The organism is Oscillatoria sp. HE19RPO (genome assembly GCF_024220515.1).
GTDB lineage: Bacteria > Cyanobacteriota > Cyanobacteriia > Cyanobacteriales > Laspinemataceae > Laspinema.
The window spans coordinates 66,431-85,718 of the sequence record NZ_JAMXOT010000019.1; the positions used below are offsets into that span (position 1 = coordinate 66,431).

Here is a 19,288-nt window from a genome sequence, read left to right on the forward strand (position 1 = left end):
TTTCTAGCAACTTTATGGCTCTCCCAATCAACGATTTAAGCTATCCATCACGGGATAGCTACTGCGGTGAAATTCAGATTTAGGCAATTTTTGCATTTTTTTCAGGTAACCCATTATTATAGCTTCGTTCGTTTTTAGCGTCAAGGAATGGTCTAGTTTTCGGGTGCGATCGCAGAGTGGGTGAGAACAGCCCCAGCCTTGCTTTGTGGGGGTGTTGTAGTCTAAGGGTCAACTTATCCTAGGGTGAGTTGAAAGAGGCGACAGGCATTTTCTGTAGTTTGGGCGGCTAAGGTTTCTAAGGAAACCCCGCGCAGGGCCGCCACTTGTTCCGCCACGTAGCGAACGTAGGCGGGTTCGTTGCGTTTGCCGCGTTTGGGAACCGGGGCCAAAAACGGGCAGTCAGTTTCAACCAGGAGGCGATCGCTGGGAACGAGACGAGCGGACTCTTGAATGGTTTGAGCATTCTTGAAGGTGACAATCCCGCTAAAGCTAATATAGAAGCCTAGGTCTAGAAACCATTGGGTTTCTTCGGGAGTTCCGCCCCAACAATGCATGACCCCGGGAACGGGACCGCGATCGCGCCAGAAACTCTGCAATAGTTCAGCCATCTCCTCGGACGCATCCCGACAATGGATAATCACCGCCTTATTCAGCCCCTGGGCTATTTCTAGCTGGGCGATAAAGGCTTCTTCTTGCTGCTGTTGATTTTCGGCCTTATAAAAGTCTAGCCCAGTTTCTCCAATGGCGACCACTCGCGCCTCGGATGCGGCTAATTCTTGAATGCGATCGCCAAGCTGGGAGGACCATTGATGGGCCTCCAAAGGATGCAAACCCACGGCGAAGGAAATTTCCCCAAACCGATTGGCAAGTCCTTGAATGGTGCCAAATTCTTCAGGCGTGACGCAGGAATGCACAAGATGCACGACCCCGGCTTCATGCCAACGTTCGCGGACCGCCTCTAAATCGCGGTCAAACCGCTCAAAATTAATGTGAACGTGGGTATCTATCAATTGCATCGGAATCGACGCGCTCTTGGGATGGAAAGATTTACCCGAGCAAAGCCGCGAGGGTTCGCGTCTTTAAACAAGGGAGTTAACAAGTGAAAAAATCAGCAGGGGCAATGGGGTTGGACTAGGGCTTTGAGGGCTTTATAGTCCAACCAACAAGGACGCCCTCGGTCTCCCGATGTCGTCCATGACTGCAACCCTACGGTGGGGGTCATCCCTACGAGGCAGACGATTGCGCCAATACCTGTTGTTTAACAACTTTGGCTAAATTGGATTTTTTGCGAGCGCCGTTGTTGGGATGAAGAACGCCGCGTTTTACTGCTTTGTCGATCTTGCTGTAAGCGGCATTGAGCCGATTATGGATCTCTTCCTTCAACTCGGGTGTGGGATTGCTGCCGTATTGCTCGGCAGAGGTTACACATTTCTTGATCAGGGTTTTGACCGCTGATTTGTAAGATTTGTTACGCAAGCGATTGCGTTCGGCGATTTGGACGCGCTTGATAGCAGACTTAATGTTAGCCACAGTCGATTAGCCCAGAACTCAATACGGGAACAATTTTGACGATTCTCCACCCTAAAGCAGGGGAGATTCTTGGGCTGAATGGGGCCTCTACTGAGAGATCCAGTTTCGGTCTTACCCGTTCATGTCTAGCCAGAACCAATGCTTTCACATCGTCCAATTAAAGGCTACTCCCCAAGCTTGACTTCGCGTGCGCCCCACGCTAGTGGATTCTTTCCGTGCTGACCGCAGGGTCTCCAAGTTTTTTACAGATAGTGACGGTTCGGCTTGCCAAGTTGCGGAATAGGACGTTAACCCTGTTTCCTCGCGCCTTGGCTGGTCAGCGACCCAATAGATTTTAACACAGAAAGGAATTTTAACACATAAAGCAAGTTCAGGCGCAAGAGTTTGGCTCATCATAGAAAAATGAGCGTTTTCCAGCCTCATGTTTTTGATAAAACACTATAGCATCGAATCAGGGAGAAAATGCAGTTCCGTTGAAGAAAATCCAGGTTAAGCTAGAGAAGACGGGGACGGGTAAGCCAAAGCAAAAGCATCGGTAGTCGCGGTTGATGTGGCGAGCGACCCGTTCTCCTCAAGGGCAATACCTGTCGATTATCTCCTAACTCCATGCTGCGAATCATTACACAGCGGGCTGAGGCACAAGCTGAACTCCGGCGCATCTGCGATCGCACCCACGACGACCAAGTTGTCCATAAAGAGGCAACGGTTCGCGAAGTGCTCCAAGCGGTCAAACGCCAAGGCGATCGCTCACTCTTGCACTATACGGCTGAGTTCGACGGGCAATCCTTAAAGCCCGAAGACCTGCGCGTGAGTGGCTCCGAATTGGATGCCGCCTATCAGCAGGTGTCAAAAGAACTCCTAGACGCCATTATTTTGGCAAAGCAAAACATTGAAGCGTTCCATCGTCAGCGCGTCCCCAAATCTTGGGTTCAATTTGGGGATGATGAGGTGGTGCTGGGTAAACGTTATACCCCGGTTGATCGAGCGGGGCTTTACGTTCCGGGGGGGCGGGCCGCCTACCCCAGTACCGTGCTGATGAATGCAATTCCGGCTCGGGTGGCTGGGGTCCCCCGAATTGTGATCTGCACCCCTCCGGGACCGGAAAAAACCGTGAACCCAGCAGTCCTGGTGGCGGCCCAGGAAGCGGGAATCGAGGAAATTTATCGGGTGGGGGGCGCTCAGGCGATCGCCGCCCTAGCTTATGGTACGGAAACCATCCCTAAAGTGGATGTGATTACCGGCCCGGGTAACATCTACGTTACTCTGGCGAAAAAACAGGTCTTTGGCACCGTGGGAATTGACTCCTTAGCCGGTCCCTCGGAAGTCCTGATTATTGCCGATTCCCAAGGCAATCCGGTTCATATCGCCACGGATTTACTGGCGCAAGCTGAACATGACCCCCTCGCCGCCGCCATTCTGATTACCACCGATGCTCAGATTGCTCGTAAGGTTGTCGCGCAAGTCGAGGACCAACTGATCGATCATCCACGCCGGACCCTCACCGAAAAGGCGATCGCCCATTACGGTGTGGTCATTGTGGTTGATTCCCTGCAAATTGCCGCCGAACTCTCCAACGAATTTGCCCCAGAACACCTAGAACTCGAAGTCAGCGACCCTTGGGATTTACTGGAGTCGATTCGTCATGCTGGTGCCATCTTCCTCGGGAACTCCACCCCTGAAGCTGTCGGCGATTACCTCGCAGGCCCTAACCATACCCTTCCCACTTCGGGATCGGCTCGTTATGCCTCAGCTTTGGGGGTGGAAACCTTTATGAAACACTCCAGTTTGATTCAATATTCTCCCAAGGCACTCCAGAAGGTGGCCGGTGCGATTGATGTGCTCACGAAAGCCGAAGGTTTACCTTCTCATGGGGATTCGGTCCGCAAGCGCATCAAAGATGGCCCCTAATTTTTGTCGTCGATGGTTTTCACCCAAACCCCACGGGCGATCGCCTCTGGACCAACCCGACCATCGACTCTATATCCTTTAGATCTTTTAGATAATTTGCCGCCGACCTTGACAGGTCGGCTTTTTTATGGTAAGAATTACGCAGATTTTGAGAATTGGCACTAAATGTAGAGGCGATTCGCGAATCGCCTCTACATTTAGGTTTTGCTCTCCCCAAATGCGTAAGTCCTGTATGGCATGAACTGCCCGAACAGGAGGTGATCTCCCCGGGTGTTCGGGTCATTGCCGAACCCTCCTCAGATGTCCCGGGCTATTTAAAAAAAATTCCCATAGTTTCTTCCGAAGCATTCCCACTCTAATGCCGCTAAACTAAGCGTTGAGGCCATTTTCTCCAGGAAATATTTTTTCCCGTAGGATTGAAGCCAGTTGCCCAAACTTGAAGGCTGCGAATAGCGAATTAGGAGATCGGCATTGTGATTAATACCATTCTTGTAGCACTTGATGGTGCGGATTTATCAGAGCAAGTGATTGCCACCTTGCATAACCTGAAGCTCGAAACCATGACTCAAGTCATTCTGGCTCATGTCATATCCAAACCCACATCAGATTTAGATGTGGTGGCGGATAGACCCCAAGTCGAGACTGAAGATATCCCATATCGGGCTATTGAAAAAAAACTTCAATCCTATCAAGAAAAAATTCCTTGTAAAACAGAACTCGAAATTGTCACCGGAGATCCTGCCGAAGAAATTGTCCGCTTGGCTAATATTTATCAGGCTGATTTAATTTTAATTGGCAGTCGAGGCTTAACCGGAATGAAGCGAATTTTACAGGGTTCCGTGAGTTCTCAAGTGGTAACGGATGCCTCTTGTTCTGTTCTAGTTGTTAAGCCAGTCTTACCCGCTACAGTAAAATAAGAAACCGGATTTCTTGCCCAGAAACCCGGTTTCTGGGATGACTGAAACGAGGCTTTAGGGGGCAACTGCCTTAGTCTGCGTGACAAACTCTCGCAGACGCAGTAAATTCATCGTATGGCTTAAGTTGAGCGGGAGTAAAGAGACCCCTTCAAGGCGGGACTGTACCCACCCGTCCCCCCAGTACCATTCGTGGAATCCATCAATGCTGCCACTTAATAACAGTCGCAGGCAATTTGGGTCAGCACGTTCTACTTGATGTCGAACCGCCAAGGGACCCAGAGAAATGGTAAAGCTTGCACCGGAATGCAACTCTTCCGGCAGGGGTGTAGAGAAGCGTTGGGTCCATAACCATTGTTGGAGGCGATCGCGGCGTAGGAGACTGTCGCGAATCACGGTTTCTGGTGCATCGACTTCGATTCTCAGATGAGCTTGTTGAAAACTGCCTAACATAGTTGAGGTTGAGTGCCTGTGGTGGTTTTCCCTTTTAGTATGGCAGACCAGTTGGGGTCATTGGTCGTTGGTCATTGGTCATTTGTCCTTGGTCATTTGTCCTTGGTGATTGCTGCGTTACGGGGAGAACGACTGAAGTCGTTACTACGAACAACTATCCACCCCAATGACCAATGACCAAGGACAAATGACAAATGACCAATGACAAATGACCAATGACAAATAACCAATGACCAATGACAAATGACCAATGACATCTCCCCCATCTCCCCCATCTCCCTTTTACAATAAAGTTGAGATGACTTGTGAAGAATTGTAAGGTTTTGGCATGGTAGATCAACTGATTAGAGCAACGGCAGCCGATGGAGGGATTAGAGCAGTTGGGGTGATTACGACGCGGTTGACGGAAGAGGCGCGTCAGCGGCATGGTCTGTCTTATGTGGCAACGGCGGCCCTAGGGCGTACCCTGTCATCGGGATTACTCCTCGCCTCCAGTATGAAGCGACCGGGGTCGCGGGTGAATATTCGGGTTAAAGGCAATGGACCTCTAGGCGGCATTCTAGTGGATGCGGGATTAGATGGAACCGTGCGTGGGTATGTGGATAATCCCGAGATAGAATTGCCGCCGAATGCGATCGGGAAACTGGATGTGGGGGGTGCTGTCGGGAATGATGGCTATCTCTACATCGTCCGTGATGTGGGATATGGTTACCCCTATTCGAGTACCGTGGAACTGGTTTCGGGTGAAATTGGGGATGATATTGCTCATTATCTGGTAACTTCAGAGCAAACGCCTTCGGCCCTGGTGGTGGGGGTATTTGTAGAGGCGGCAGGGGTGCAAGCGTCCGGAGGAATTTTGTTGCAGGTGATGCCGAAAGCGGCAACGGATGAGGAACTTGTGGCGCTGTTGGAATCGCGAGTTGCCAGTTTGTCGGGATTTACACCGTTATTACAAGCGGGTAAATCCCTGCCGGATATTTTCGAGCAACTGCTGGGAGATATGGGGTTGAATATTTTACCGGAAAGACAACTGGTGCGCTTCCACTGCGGATGCTCTCATCAACGGATGTTAGGGGCGTTGAAGTTGCTCGGGGAAGACGAACTGCTGGACATGATCGAGAAAGATGATGGTGCCGAGGCGATTTGTCACTTCTGTGGGGAAGTTTACACCGCCAGCACCGATCAACTTACGGAACTGATTGGGGCGTTGCAAGCGGAGTCGTGATGGGGGCGATCGCCTAAGGGAACTCCAAAAAATAAAATACCCAAAAAACCCGCAGGCTGAAGCCTGGGGCTACACGGACAAAGCCCGCCTGCGCGGGCTAATACAGTTAGAGTTAGGTGCTTAACCATCGGGATTTGGAGGATTTATTTGTTGGAACACCCTAACTCTTCCTGAACCCCCATCTATCAAACTCATGCCGAGTATGGGGGTCCAGTAACGGTTAAAAACCGGGTTTCTAGTCCAGATTTGCTACTCATTGGTATAAATTCTGTAGAGAAACCCGGTTTCTAACCTCGGTTATAACCGCTAGGGAGTAAAGTCTTAGGGGGAAATTTTTGGGAAAGTGGGGATCGCAAACGAAAATAACATGAGAAGATAAGAAGCAATGAATCAATCGGTGTGACTACTCAACGGTAAAATTGATTGTCCTTCTGTGTTGGATGCGCTAACTCTCCAAACCTGGAATAAGCTGTTTTCCAGGATTCGATTTACTGCGTTAAGGTATCTGGGTGCGGGTACTCTACAGATTGTCAAGGACAAGAAGGATAGAGAAAACCGGAAAGGCGGGGGGTGCAGATGTAGATCCGCCTAGAAGGAAAAGGTAGATCAGCGAACGGCGTTGCCAAAAAAAGCTCTAGCACTCTTAACCTAAACAATTCTTGGTGCTAGATTGAGAAAAATATCACCGGCTTTTATCGAACCTAATATTTAGGTTTTGGAACTGTGGCCGAATCGTAAAACCTGTCTTTCTAAAACAGCCAAGCAAGACTGACGCAAGAGTGTTTTCGGGTGGGCTATGACTAAAGATCGTAAATTTCCAGAGCAGTGGCCTAAAGCCCAGCCGTCGGAGTCGGGACAACCGGACTCGGGGGCGAAAATGCCTGCATCGTCCCTGTCTGGGTTCCGAAGGAGTGCTGCGGGGGCGGATTCGCGGCAGGGTTCCTATCTGCACCTGCCGCCTTCGAGTTCGGATGTATCTTCCGCAGGAGACGCGACCGATCGCACCCAGTCTGGGAACCCGAAGCGCTTCGGACAGACGAGGAGGAGTCAACTAGAGTCAAGTCAACGCTATCGAGACCGTGGGTCCTCCGATCGCCGTCTGCATGGGGGGCTGAAATGGCTGACCAATTGGCAACTCTGGGCGCTGGTCACCTTTCTGGTGACCGGAGGACTGGGGGGCACAGCGTTACTGACGTTATTACGCCTTCCCGAAACACCCAATTGTGGAGAAAGTGCCTGGACTTCGGGTTCGGAACATCTGTACTGTGCTCAACAAGCAGCGAGCGAGCAAACAGTAGATGGGTTGTTGCGGGCGATCGCTGAGGTGCATCAACTTCCCTCAGACCACCCCCTACGTCCGGAAATCAATCGTCAGATTGAAAAATGGGCAGGACAACTGCTGGATTTGGCTGAGAAAATATTTAATGAAGGCAAGCTCACCGAAGCGATCGCCTCCGCCCGTCAGATTCCCAGCAATACGACCGCTGCCGGTTTAGTTCAAGAACGGATTACTCGCTGGCAGTCTATCTGGAATGAGGCGGAAAAACTATATAAAAATGCTGAGTCCGAGTTGGAAAAGGAAAACTGGAACCAAGCTCTGGGCTATATGCGACAACTGCTTTCCGTGGAAAATACTTACTGGGAAACGGTTCGCTATGATAACCTGAGTCAACTGATCCGGGTCACTCAGCAAGAAGGTCAAACCTTGGAAAAAGCCCGCAGTTTAGCGGAACAAGGAGAACTCAAAAATATCACCGAAGCGATCGCCCTGGTCGATAAAATTGAACCCCAGAGCAAGTTATATAAAAAATCTCGGTCTTTAGCCACTGACTTTTCCAAGCAAATCCTCGCATTAGCCCGCAAAAATGGTGAGGAGCAAAAGTGGGAAGATGCGATTTACATTGCTCGCCAAGTTCCGGGTAACAGTTCGGTTAAAAAAGAGGCGGAGGATTTCATCGAACTGACTCGGGCGAGGTCCATTGCCACTCGGGTAACGGTCCGCTCTTTGGAAGATGCGATCGCCAAAGCCAAAGTGATTGGCCCCGATCGCCCCCTGTACCTGGAAGCTAAACGGTTAATCTCTCAGTGGCAGGATAGCATCAAAGATGTGGCCTACTTAGAACAGGCCAGGAATCTGGCGATGGCGGGGAATGTTAACAATTTGCGCTCGGCGATCGCTCAAGCTCAACTGGTCAGTCGCACCAATCTGGTCTGGGATCGAGCCCAGGAAGAAATTAACGAATGGCAAAGTAAGATTGAGGAGACCGAAGACCGCCCCTATCTGCGACAGGCTGAACAACTGGCGAGTTACCGCGATCGCGCTTCGTTGCAAGCGGCGATTGATACGGCGAGAAATGTGGGCTCAGGGCGGGCCTTGTACACCGAGGCCCAGGAAAAAATTCAGGAGTGGAATCAGGAAATTCAACGACTGGAAGACCAGCCTATCTTAGACCGCGCCTGGAATTTGGCGCAATGGGGAAATCTGAATGGGGCGATCGCTACAGCCCAAGGAATTCGTCCCGGTCGCTTGCTGTACAGTGAGGCCCAGTCTGCGATTCAAACCTGGCAGCAGGAAGGTCGCGATCGCCAACTCCTAGACCGCGCCTATCAGCTTGGAGATGTTTCTCAAAGTCCCGAACGGTTGGTTCAGGCAATGGATTTGGCTAATCAAGTCTCTTCTAAGTCTAATTTGCGCTTTAGCGCCGATGCAGCGATTCAAGACTGGAGTCAACGGATTTTGGCCCAGGCTCAACAACGCTCTTTGGAGAATCTTCCCCAGGCGATCGAACTGGCTCGGATGATTCCATTTTATTCCAATCTGTATAACCAGGCACGGCGAGAAGTTGAGGCATGGGAAACCATTCTGAATCCGCCTCCGGTGCAAGTCCGGGAACCGAGTCCAGCGGCGATCGAACCCAGTCCCACTCCGACCCCCTTCCCCCAAGAAACCCCAAGAGAATCGGTCAATCCGCCCGTCTCCCCCTCGGAACCCACACCCACACCGACCCCATCTCCCCTCCCGGCCACTTCTGCGCCGACTACGCCCATCGATCCCATTGAGGGGGCGCGGAGAGATTCTCAGAATCCCAGGGTGATTGAAGGGATTGAATAATGAATCCTTTAGGCTGGGGCCACTGCTGCTCCTCTCCCCAAGATTCAGGGGAGGGGATTGAATCCAGCGATTTGTTGTACAAAACCTCAACTTGCCAGGATTCTGGGGGAATCTCTTCAATGTTTAAGCATGAAGAGGGTTTGGAGACCAAACCCCTACATGAAACAACGATTTTTCGTCATTAAATTTACCTCCTTGATAGGGCTACTCTTTTTATCCTTAAGATTCGGCGGTCGTTTCCGGGGCTTTAAAAATTCTTAACAAGAAAAATGAGAGGCACACCCACAAAGTAGGGTATAATAATAAGATTATAGACAAGAAATTCACGGCTAAAATCTCACCTTAACATCATAATGCCGCAGGTTGAATGAGTTAGAAAGCCTGCCGGTTTTGCGGTCTAAAAATTAGGGGTGCTTCCGGTGGTGATACAGGGAGAGAAATCTAGTCCAGAGCAGGGGGAGATCGCTGATGTTGCAGCAGTGGGATAATTACGGAATGGGGCTTTTCCACGGAAGATTGCCTCTGGGTTGTCTGCGCGAATGAAACTCATCCAGGATAATAGAAGAACAAATGGAGCGGGAAGAAGGAAAGCGGATGCAGCAGTTTGGTTCTGCGGTGGCGAGGGCGGTCCTCCCCCACGGGATCGCAGGGGTGGCAGAAGGCAACACCTAAAGCGCGATCGCCCTTCCGGTTGAGAGGAGTGCTCTGGGCCTAAATCTATCGCCATTTTGAGGCGCAACCGCTACTCTAGAATAATGAAGCACCACTTAGTTTGGAGCATTCCTGCGATCGATATCGATCCGTAAGGATTGCTCCGCGCTGTGAGTGCTTGTTTCAATTAGAGAGAGGGGAATTCATGTTAACCCAGAACAACACAGTTTATGCACCATTGTCCTGAGTCGCCTGTTAATGGTCAACCATTCCCGCTGTGACTGTAGTCGTAACTCAAAATACACCCTAAATATTAATGCATCGTCTGATGAGAAAATTCGCGTCCGAGAGGAATTTCCTAAAGCGGTTCTTCGTGAAAATTAGCCAGAGTGTCAAGACATTTGTTTCGCTGTACTTCCAGTCAAACGGCAAGCAGAAAATGTCAAAAGCCAAGCGGTTATTGATTTTGTTTTTGGCATTTTTCATTTTGCCGGTAACCTTCGGACTGTTTTCGGGTCAGGCAAATAGCCAAATGCCGGAACCGAGATATTATAGCCAAAACATACCCGTTCCCACACCGGATGAGTGGGAAGATGAAAATGGTGACAATGAGGACACTGACAACAGCGAGGAGAGTGAAGCAGACGAGGACAACGATGGACTGCAAAAATTTGATGAAGTGGTGAAAGATGCTGAAAAACTCCCAGGACTCTTCACCCTTTACCACAATAAGAAAACTGGCAAAGTTTACCTAGAGATTCAGCCGGAACAACTGGACACAAACTTCTTAGCCGTGATGACGTTAGCATCCGGGATTGGAGAAGGGGGCTTGTTCCGGGGGATGCCCCTCCAGGATTTTCTCTTTTTCTTTAAACGGGTGAATAAAAACATTCATTTTGGGGTGAGGAATGTTTATTTCCGTGCAAGTCCTGGAGATCCCGTCGAGCGATCATTAAGCCGTTCCTTTAGTGATTCTGTTCTAGCTTCTTTACCCATCGAAAGCATTCATCCCGACCGGGAAAGCCTGCTGATTGACCTGAATAAACTGCTGATTGAGCGCCAGGATATTAGTGGGTTAACGTCAATTTTACCCTGGGTATTAGGATCGGCCTACGTTCGAGATACCGATAAATCCTATTTTGGGCGAGTTCAAACCTTCCCCGCCAATGTAGAAATTGAGTCCGTCTATGGGTTCACGGGTGGGGATGATTTATTCTCCAATGTTCAGAGTTTGCCCGATAGTCGGGGGTTTTCTCTAAACGTGAATTATAGCCTCTCCGCACTGCCGGTTAACAATGGCTTTCGCCCTCGATTAGCAGATAACCGAGTCGGCTATTTTATTACCGCCTATCAAGATTTGTCCGACAGTCGCAGTAAAGAACCCTTCCAGCGTTATATTAACCGCTGGCATTTGGAAAAAGAAAACCCCGATGCCCCACTTTCTCCCCCAAAACAACCGATTGTTTTTTGGATTGAAAACAACGTTCCGGTAGAATATCGGGATGCCCTTCGCGAAGGCATCGAAGTCTGGAATAAGGCATTTGAGAAAGCTGGGTTTATTAATGCGATCGAAGCCCGACAGATGCCCGATAATGCGGTTTGGGATCCGTCAGATGTGCGCTACAACACCATTCGCTGGTCCAGTTCCTTTGAATCCTGGTTTGCCGGAGTTGGTCCCTCTCGCGTCAACCCCCTCACCGGGGAAATTTTAGATGCGGATATTCTCATTGATGGGAATATCGTGCGAACTATCAAAAATGAATATCGCACCCTAATTCAACAACAACCCAATGCTTCAGAAATGACCTTCTTGGGCAAAATGCTACAAGGGACTTCCTGCTTCCCCGGGATGAGTGGCAACTCCGGCATGGGTAACGGGGAAGCGATGACGGGGAATTCCAGTTTGCCGGTACAGCAACCGCCCCAGGTGCACAGCTTCGTCCGCAAGATGATGGAAAGATACGACTTGTGTTATGGCATGGAAGCGCCACAACAGTTGGCGATCGGGGCAATGGGTTTGTCTATGCTTCATAATGCCTTTCCTAGTGGGGAGGAAATGACACAATATATCAATCAGTATCTAACATTCCTCACTGCCCACGAAGTCGGTCATACCTTGGGACTGCGCCATAACTTCCACGGCAGTACCATGTTATCACCGGAGGATTTGCAGAATACAGCGATTACTCGCACAGAAGGTATGGTTGCCTCTGTTATGGACTATGTACCCGTGAACTTGGCACCCAGTGACCAGCAACAGGGTGACTTTTTCCCGATGTTAGTTGGTCCTTATGATGAATGGGCGATCGAATACGGGTATAAACCCATGCCTGGGATGCTGCCTCAACAAGAACAGCGGGAACTAGAACGAATTGCTGCTGAAAGTAGCACGAACCCTGATTTGGCTTATGCCCCGGATGAGGATTCGATGGATATTCTCAACCCAGCGGCGAATACGTTTGACCTGAGTGGAGATATGTTGCAATACTCCGAGTGGCAGTTGGAAAATGCCCGGGAAATGTGGGAACGCCTGGATACACGCTATCCCGTCAGCGGCGAAAGTTTCACGGATGTTCGTCGGATGTTTGATACCGTGTTTTCCTATTATTTCCGACAGGCAATGAATGCAACTCTCTATATCGGGGGTCAATGGTTTAATCGAAATCATGCTGACGGCAACGGACGCTTACCCTTTGAACCTGTGTCCGTAGAGAAACAGCGTCAGAGTTTGGCATTGCTGCAAAAGTACATTTTCGATGAAACGGCATTACAATTTCCGCCGCAACTTCTGAATAAATTAGCCCCCGATCGCTGGTATCACTGGGGTGTAGTTCCCGTGGTTTATCCCCTAGATTATCCGATTCATCAACGGATTAATTTACTGCAACGAATCGTTCTGCGCGAGTTGTTCTCCTATCCAAGGCTAATCCGCTTACAGGATTTAGAATTAAAAACAGAACCGGGTCAAGCCTTGACTATGCAGGAATTATTTGACACCCTAGAAGGAGGAATTTGGACCGAGGTTGTTAATCGCCCCGATGACCTAAAAGTGATTTCCAGTGTTCGCCGGAGTCTGCAACGGGAACATCTAGGGATGTTAATCGCAATGGTTTTGAGGAACTCCAATGTTCCCGATGAAGCCCGAACCCTCGCCCGGTATAACTTACGGCAACTCCGAGAGGAAGTGGAAAATACCCTAAAACGGCGAGGACGGCATCTGGATACTGCAAGTAAAGCCCACCTAGAGGAAACTCGCGATCGCATCGATAAAACCCTAGAAGCACAGTTCCAATCGGGTTGAGGTTGGTCGTTGGTCATTGGTTGATGGGGGAGATGGGGGAGATGGGGGAGATGGGGAGGATCGGGGAGATGGGGAGGATCGGGGAGATTTCGACTGAAGTTGCTTCTTCCTGTTTGTAGTAACGACTTCAGTCGTTCCTCTTCCTGTTCAACGTCCCGACTTCAGTCGTTCCCCCCTCCCCGAGTAGAGCCAATGAAGTACAATTCTCTAAAAGCATCTGGAATTCCAGTGCTTTTGGTGAATCCTCCATTCCCCAAACTTCCTCCTGACCCTTTCTTCTAACAGACTGGCACATGACATTTATCTCGATTGTCTACGCCCTCTTTCTCCTAAGCATCCTGGGTATCTACTGGACCGTTAATAAACAGCGATCGCGCCTGTGGATTCTGTTAATCGCCAGCTTAGTCTTTTACACCTCCCTCCAGGTGGAGTACATTCCCCTGTTGCTGTTAGGGACTTGGATTAACTACCGCATCGGAAGGGCGATCGCCAAAACCTCCGAACGTCAACCCAACCCCCAAACCTGGCAACTTGCCACCGACGACTGGCAAACCCAATTTGCCGCCTGGGAACGTCGCCGCCTCATGGGATTATGGGGTGGCATCCTTTTCAATATCCTGGTACTCGCCGGATTCAAATACATCCCCTTCATCTTCAACACCCTAGGGACCTGGTTTAACCTCCCCGGAGCCCAAGAAACCGCCACCTGGTTTCAACAGAACATTCTCCCCCCATTGGGACTGAGTTTTTTCGTCTTTGAATGCATCGCCTACCTCATCGACGTTTATCGCGGTTCCCCCGCCTCCGCCCAATTTCTGCGCTTTGCCTCCTATAAACTCTTCTTTCCCAAACTCATCTCCGGACCCATCACCCGGTATCATCACTTCCAACGGCAACTCAAAACCCTAATTTTCCCCTCCTCCCATGACTGGGTAGAAGGACTCTGGTTGATTGCCTGTGGCGCATTCAAAAAAGGAGTCGTAGCCGATCGCCTAGGAATCTTCGTCACCCTCAGCTTTGAAAACGTCCAACGCGCTGGCAGCGGTGACCTCTGGCTTGCTACCATAGCCTATGGATTGCAACTGTTTCTCGACTTTAGCGGTTACGTCGATATCGCCCGAGGCAGCGCCATCCTCCTCGGATTCAACCTCCCCAAAAACTTCAACTTCCCCTACTTCAGCACCAGCATTGCCGACTTTTGGCGACGCTGGCACATCACCTTGGGAGATTGGTTAAGAAACTATCTCTATTTCCCCCTAGGCGGGTCCCGAGTCGGATTAGCGCGCACCTCCCTCAACTTAATCATCGTCATGTTAATCGCCGGAATATGGCATGGTGCCGCCTGGGGATTCATCCTCTGGGGTGCAGTCCACGGCATCGCCTTAGCAGTCCATCGCCTCACAGACATCCTCTCCAAACGAGTCGAGGGGTTAAAACTCCTCTGGAAAACCATCCCCGGCATACTCTTCAGTTGGTTTCTCACTCAAACCTTCGTCTTTTTAGCCTGGATTCCCTTCCGCCTCCCCAACCTCCGAGAATCCGGATGGGTGATGCGGCACTTCTGGGGACATACCGGAGACATCCAATTCACCCAGAAAGTCTATCTGGAAACCCTAGGCTTGCAGCGCATTGAAGTCACCTTATTGTTAGTCTTAATTTGGCTAATCATGACCCTAAGTTACGCAATGAATCGCGGCTTAAAATTGCAACTAAACTGGCCCATTAAAATAGCCTTAGTTCCCCTTTGCCTCTATGCCGTTTGGATTTTCGCCCCAGAAGGCGGCTTACCTTACATCTACTTCGATTTTTAACCGCAGTTCGTAGTAACGACTTCAGTCGTTCTCTTCAATTGTTTGTAGTAACGACTTCAGTCGTTCTCTTCAATTTTTCGTAGTAACGACTTCAGTCGTTCCCTCCCCCTATTAAATACGCTTTAAATAAAAACTGCACTGCAAACAGAGACAATCCATTCCCGGTCACTTTTTCAATTAACCCCCGCTTCTTCAACGACTGTACCGCCTTCAAAAACTCAGCATCAGACAACGCCAACTCAGCCGGTTTTTGAAAAATATCCACTGCTTCCTGGTTCGCCAACCACCGAATCACCAGTTTTTCCGACGCTGACAACCGTTGATAATACCCTTGCAGTCGGGATTCTAAGTCTCCAAGAAAGAGACTGGGATAGGATAAGAAGCGATCGACACTGCCATCAAATAAATCTTGAATGGTAGAGGCAATGATATTTAACCAGGAAGGGTTCCCGCCATAAATCCGGATCAGTTCCCCCCATTTATCCGGATCAGTTAATCCTTTAGAGTTCAAAATATCTACGGCAGAGTCTCCTAATCCCCCCAAAGTTAAACTCCGACAGTGACGATTTTCTCTTTCTAAGCTGACGATTTCCGTAGGGGTTTCCCAACTGAGGAGAAGGAAGCAACTATTATGAGGCGATCGGGCAATTTGTTCCCAAAATTTGCCATAGTCTTGACAATCAGGAAGATAGGTTCCGGCTAATTCCCCACTGGCAAAGAGTTCTTGTAGCTCATCGAGGATAATTAGGCAAGAGTGCGATCGCAGATAATCAATCAGAGAAGGCAGTTGGATTTCTCCATTTGCCGAGAAGAACTCAATTAATTGAGTTTTGAGGCATTGCAGCGTCAGAGTATTGGTACAGTTGCGCCAGAGAATACAGTCAAAATTCTCTTTAATCTGTTCCACCAGTTCTCTAGCAAGAGCGGTTTTCCCCATTCCCAGCAAACCACAGAGATTGACAATGCGGATTTTGTCGTGGAGTATCCAGTTTTGGAGGGTCGTCAGTTCATCGTTGCGGTTATGGAGGCGATCGGGTTCCGGTGCTTCGGTCAAGTCGTAGCGTTTTTCGGCTTTTTGGTTCGAGGTTGTCGAGGGCGATCGGTTTTGAGTTGCTTCCCCAGAATGCCAATTTTCTCCGAAGATGTTAATATCCCCCGGGTTAAAATTCTTGCGTAAAAAATTGCGAGTCTTGGAAGTGGAAAGATAATACCGTTCCACTGTAGCCCGGAAGTTCTTGTTATCAACTTTTTCATCTAATTCTTCAGAGATGAGTTTCCATAATATCCCAGCTACCCTCTTCACATTCGCTTCGCTACAGTGATACTCATCGGCAATTTCTTTATATTTTTGATGATTCCAGGCACCTGTTAATACTGCCTGTTGCAGATTAGATAAATGCAATCCCGTTTTAGCCAGAACTAATTCATCTACCCAGTCGAGGGCCTTTTGACCATCCATCGGCGACACAGTGATTTATTTTAAAATTTATTCCATTTTGCAACCTTTTGCAACTTTTTGCAACCTTTTGTAACTACAGTCTCAGTTGGGTTGTCAAAAACTATGCCGGAAGGTTGGATTAAACTTGATACTAAGTTAGACCTTTTATGACTTTACGAAGTTTTAAAAACCTTCTATTGTAGAAAGTTATGAGGGAACATTTACTTAGTCCTCTTAGCGAATTCAAACAGACCAGCTAAGAACAGGGGTAAAAATTTTAACCACTACTTGTATCGGGAGGCAATTGTCATGCTTTATTTAGACATAGAGAGTAACGGGATTCCTAAATTAAATGGAATTGTAGATCCAATTGATGGAGACATTTTAAAGGATTTAAGTATAAATAGAGTGCCAATTCCGGGCGCTGCCGATCCACGCGTCGAGTTGCCAACTTTAGGCTCACAGAGTTCCTATAATACTGTGCAGGATCTTGATCTCCGGGGGAACTACGGAAACCCCCCAGGCGAACCAGATCTGAACAGCGCCGCGTCCGCAGATCTGTTAACTGGAATTGTCCCAGACAGTAAGGGTGAAGAAACTGATCTTGAGTTTGATCCTGTAACCAATGCCTTAGCTCAGATTCACAACCAATTACAGCAATTTGCCAGCAGCCCAGACTTCCAAAATCAAATGAACATTGCCTTTGGAAATGATATTGATGTGGAGGCAGTCCAGGATTTGGCAGACAACTGGAGTCAGGGTATTTTCAATCCTCCAGTGATTGATATTGTTAATGCTGCCGATATTAACAGGGCTAATGGAGCCTTTGCTGTTGCTACGAATACGATTTATTTGTCGAGAGAGTTTGTTACTGAAAATGCCGGGGTTCCAGAGGCGATCGCCGCTGTCCTACTCGAAGAAATAGGGCATGATATAGACAGGCAGATTAACATCTCAGATGCAGCGGGAGATGAGGGCTTTATCTTTGCCGGTTTTGTTCAAGGCACAGGATTTGATGCAGCCGAACTTCAGGCAATAAAAGCTGAAGATGATACCATCACGGTGATGTTAGATGGCCAAGCTATTCTGATAGAGCAGTCATACACTAGCTTAGTGAAATCTTCCCCAGGATTTACCAAGAATATAGGAGGCTGGACCGATAACAATAACTATCCCCGTGTTTTGGGTGATGTTAATGGAGATGGCAGGGTTGACATCGTAGGATTTGGCGCGAGTGATGTGTTTGTTTCCCTGGGTAATAGTAATGGAAGCTTCGGCACTCCTATTGCTTCAAAACCTAGTACATCCAATGGCTTTACTAAAAATGTAGGGGGCTGGAGTGACAACAACAATTACCCCCGTTTATTAGCCGATGTCAATGGAGATGGTCGGGCGGATATTATTGGCTTTGGTGCCAGCGATGTATTTGTCTCTTTAAGCAATGGTAATGGAACTTTCCGGGCTCCGGTTGCATCTTCCCCGGGATTGACCAAAAATCGAGGGGGCTGGAGCGATAATAATAACTATCCCCGCCTAGTGGGTGATGTCAACGGAGACGGCAGGGCTGATATTGTAGGGTTTGGTACGAGTGATGTTTTTGTTTCTTTTGGAAACAGTAATGGCACTTTCGGAACTCCAGTCAGATCAAAACCTAGTTCAACTAATGGCTTTACTAAAAATGTAGGCGGTTGGAGTGATAATAACAATTACCCCCGTTTATTAGCCGATGTTAATGGAGATGGTAGGGCAGATATTGTAGGATTTGGTATTAGTGATGTGTTTGTCTCGTTAAGCAATGGTAATGGTACTTTCCGGGCTCCGGTTGCATCTTCCCCGGGATTGACCAAGAATCGAGGGGGCTGGACCGATAACAATAACTATCCCCGTCTATTGCGGGATGTTAACGGAGATAACAGGGCTGATATCGTAGGTTTTGGAGCCAGTGATGTGTTTGTTTCCCTTGCTAATAGCGATGGAACTTTCCGGACTCCCATTGCTTATAAACCAAGTTCAACTAATGCCTTCACCAAAAATGTAGGCGGTTGGACGGATAATAATAACTATCCCCGTTTATTGGGTGATATCAACGGCGATCGCAAGGCGGATATTATTGGCTTTGGGGCTACTGATGTTTTTGCTTCGTTGTCGGGAGTTGCTGGAACTCCCACACCGCCACCATCCGGCAACACTCGATTGTCACAACTTCTTAATGGTAGTTTAACGGGCCAGTATTTCGATGTAGATCGCTACTATGGCGCTCAATGTTGGGATTTAGTTGCCTATGTGACAGGACAAACAGGTTCAACAACGAGATGGAGACGAGGTACGAATGTGATGAGTAGCAACATCCCAAATGGTACAGCTATAGCGACCTTTCTTGGTCCCAATGGTAGCTACGACAATTTAGTTAATGGTAAATATGTTCAACATACAGGGATTTTTGCAGGTTATGGCACTCAAAATGGAGTGCGAGGCTTTTATATGTGGGAGCAAAATGCACCGACAGGATCACCTGTTAGAAAGGGATTCTACCCAGCTAGTAGCTCAGGAGTTTATAATGCTAATAACTACCATGTAATTCAATTTACCTAATTTTCATTCTATAGCAATCCTAAATCAGTTTGAAGAATTCAAGTGAGCAAAATGCTCGCACTACAGGAACTGTAATTCTGGCTCTATTTTATAACCGATTTAGGACTGCTATACTTTTGGAGCAATACAAGAGATCGTACTTTAATGATTACCCAAAAGGAAGGTCCTGCCTTATCCCTTTTTATATGCTCCCCGATTGATTTTTTCCCGATTAGGGTATTGCAACAAATAAATCACCCAAATGCGATGCTTAAGGAACTAAAAAGACGTTCTTAGCCCGCGCAGGCACCGCTTCGTCCTGTGAGCCTCCACCCTTGAGGGTGTGGGTTTTTGGGTATTTTATTTTTTGGAGT

General features: G+C 48.7%; 11 protein-coding genes. 7 read left to right on the forward strand and 4 right to left on the reverse strand.

Features of this window, described 5'->3' with window-relative positions:
• Positions 1-233: 233 nt before the first annotated feature.
• Entirely contained in the window at positions 234-1,016 is a 783-nt protein-coding gene (locus NG833_RS02475; RefSeq protein WP_254563753.1) for a TatD family hydrolase, read from the reverse strand.
• Between the two features lie 208 nt (positions 1,017-1,224).
• Positions 1,225-1,530, reverse strand: a complete 306-nt coding sequence (gene rpsT / locus NG833_RS02480) for a 30S ribosomal protein S20 (RefSeq protein WP_254563754.1) — start codon at positions 1,528-1,530, stop codon at positions 1,225-1,227.
• Positions 1,531-2,136: 606 nt separating this feature from the next.
• Between rpsT and hisD the strand changes: the two genes are divergently transcribed.
• Both hisD and NG833_RS02490 read left to right on the forward strand, forming a co-directional pair.
• Positions 2,137-3,438, forward strand: a complete 1,302-nt coding sequence (hisD, locus tag NG833_RS02485; protein ID WP_254563755.1) for a histidinol dehydrogenase — start codon at positions 2,137-2,139, stop codon at positions 3,436-3,438.
• 473 nt (positions 3,439-3,911) lie between these two features.
• Positions 3,912-4,355, forward strand: coding sequence for a universal stress protein (locus tag NG833_RS02490; RefSeq protein ID WP_254563756.1), 444 nt, complete (start codon positions 3,912-3,914; stop codon positions 4,353-4,355).
• A 54-nt stretch (positions 4,356-4,409) separates the two neighbouring features.
• Here the strand turns inward: NG833_RS02490 and NG833_RS02495 are convergent, their stop codons facing one another.
• A complete protein-coding gene (locus NG833_RS02495; RefSeq protein WP_254563757.1) occupies positions 4,410-4,805 on the reverse strand; it encodes a hypothetical protein in 396 nt (131 codons plus the stop codon).
• Between the two features lie 328 nt (positions 4,806-5,133).
• On the opposite strand from NG833_RS02495, the gene hslO reads away from it, so the two are divergent.
• From hslO to NG833_RS02515, 4 genes are all read left to right on the forward strand, one after another.
• Positions 5,134-6,030, forward strand: a complete 897-nt coding sequence (hslO, locus tag NG833_RS02500; protein WP_254563758.1) for an Hsp33 family molecular chaperone HslO — start codon at positions 5,134-5,136, stop codon at positions 6,028-6,030.
• Between the two features lie 796 nt (positions 6,031-6,826).
• Positions 6,827-9,142, forward strand: coding sequence for a chromosome segregation ATPase (locus NG833_RS02505; RefSeq protein WP_254563759.1), 2,316 nt, complete (start codon positions 6,827-6,829; stop codon positions 9,140-9,142).
• Positions 9,143-10,232: 1,090 nt separating this feature from the next.
• Complete coding sequence (locus tag NG833_RS02510) at positions 10,233-13,094, forward strand: zinc-dependent metalloprotease (RefSeq protein ID WP_254563760.1); 2,862 nt, start codon at positions 10,233-10,235, stop codon at positions 13,092-13,094.
• Positions 13,095-13,387: 293 nt separating this feature from the next.
• Complete coding sequence (locus NG833_RS02515) at positions 13,388-14,905, forward strand: MBOAT family protein (RefSeq protein WP_254563761.1); 1,518 nt, start codon at positions 13,388-13,390, stop codon at positions 14,903-14,905.
• 91 nt (positions 14,906-14,996) lie between these two features.
• On the opposite strand, the gene NG833_RS02520 is transcribed toward NG833_RS02515, so the two are convergent.
• The gene (locus NG833_RS02520; RefSeq protein ID WP_254563762.1) at positions 14,997-16,364 is read right to left on the reverse strand and encodes an NB-ARC domain-containing protein; all 1,368 of its coding nucleotides are present in this window, start codon (positions 16,362-16,364) and stop codon (positions 14,997-14,999) included.
• Between the two features lie 288 nt (positions 16,365-16,652).
• Between NG833_RS02520 and NG833_RS02525 the strand changes: the two genes are divergently transcribed.
• The gene (locus NG833_RS02525; protein WP_254563763.1) at positions 16,653-18,935 is read left to right on the forward strand and encodes a BPSL0067 family protein; all 2,283 of its coding nucleotides are present in this window, start codon (positions 16,653-16,655) and stop codon (positions 18,933-18,935) included.
• The last annotated feature ends 353 nt before the right edge of the window (positions 18,936-19,288 follow it).

What these genes read in the sequence shown, in the direction of transcription:
- hslO (WP_254563758.1), top strand. Translation starts at nt 5,134, where the DNA reads ATGGTAGATCAACTGATTAGAGCAACGGCAGCCGATGGAGGGATTAGA.
- NG833_RS02475 (WP_254563753.1), bottom strand. Translation starts at nt 1,016, where the DNA reads ATGCAATTGATAGATACCCACGTTCACATTAATTTTGAGCGGTTTGAC.
- NG833_RS02495 (WP_254563757.1), bottom strand. Translation starts at nt 4,805, where the DNA reads ATGTTAGGCAGTTTTCAACAAGCTCATCTGAGAATCGAAGTCGATGCA.
- NG833_RS02525 (WP_254563763.1), top strand. Translation starts at nt 16,653, where the DNA reads ATGCTTTATTTAGACATAGAGAGTAACGGGATTCCTAAATTAAATGGA.
- NG833_RS02505 (WP_254563759.1), top strand. Translation starts at nt 6,827, where the DNA reads ATGACTAAAGATCGTAAATTTCCAGAGCAGTGGCCTAAAGCCCAGCCG.
- NG833_RS02520 (WP_254563762.1), bottom strand. Translation starts at nt 16,364, where the DNA reads ATGGATGGTCAAAAGGCCCTCGACTGGGTAGATGAATTAGTTCTGGCT.
- hisD (WP_254563755.1), top strand. Translation starts at nt 2,137, where the DNA reads ATGCTGCGAATCATTACACAGCGGGCTGAGGCACAAGCTGAACTCCGG.
- NG833_RS02510 (WP_254563760.1), top strand. Translation starts at nt 10,233, where the DNA reads ATGTCAAAAGCCAAGCGGTTATTGATTTTGTTTTTGGCATTTTTCATT.
- NG833_RS02515 (WP_254563761.1), top strand. Translation starts at nt 13,388, where the DNA reads ATGACATTTATCTCGATTGTCTACGCCCTCTTTCTCCTAAGCATCCTG.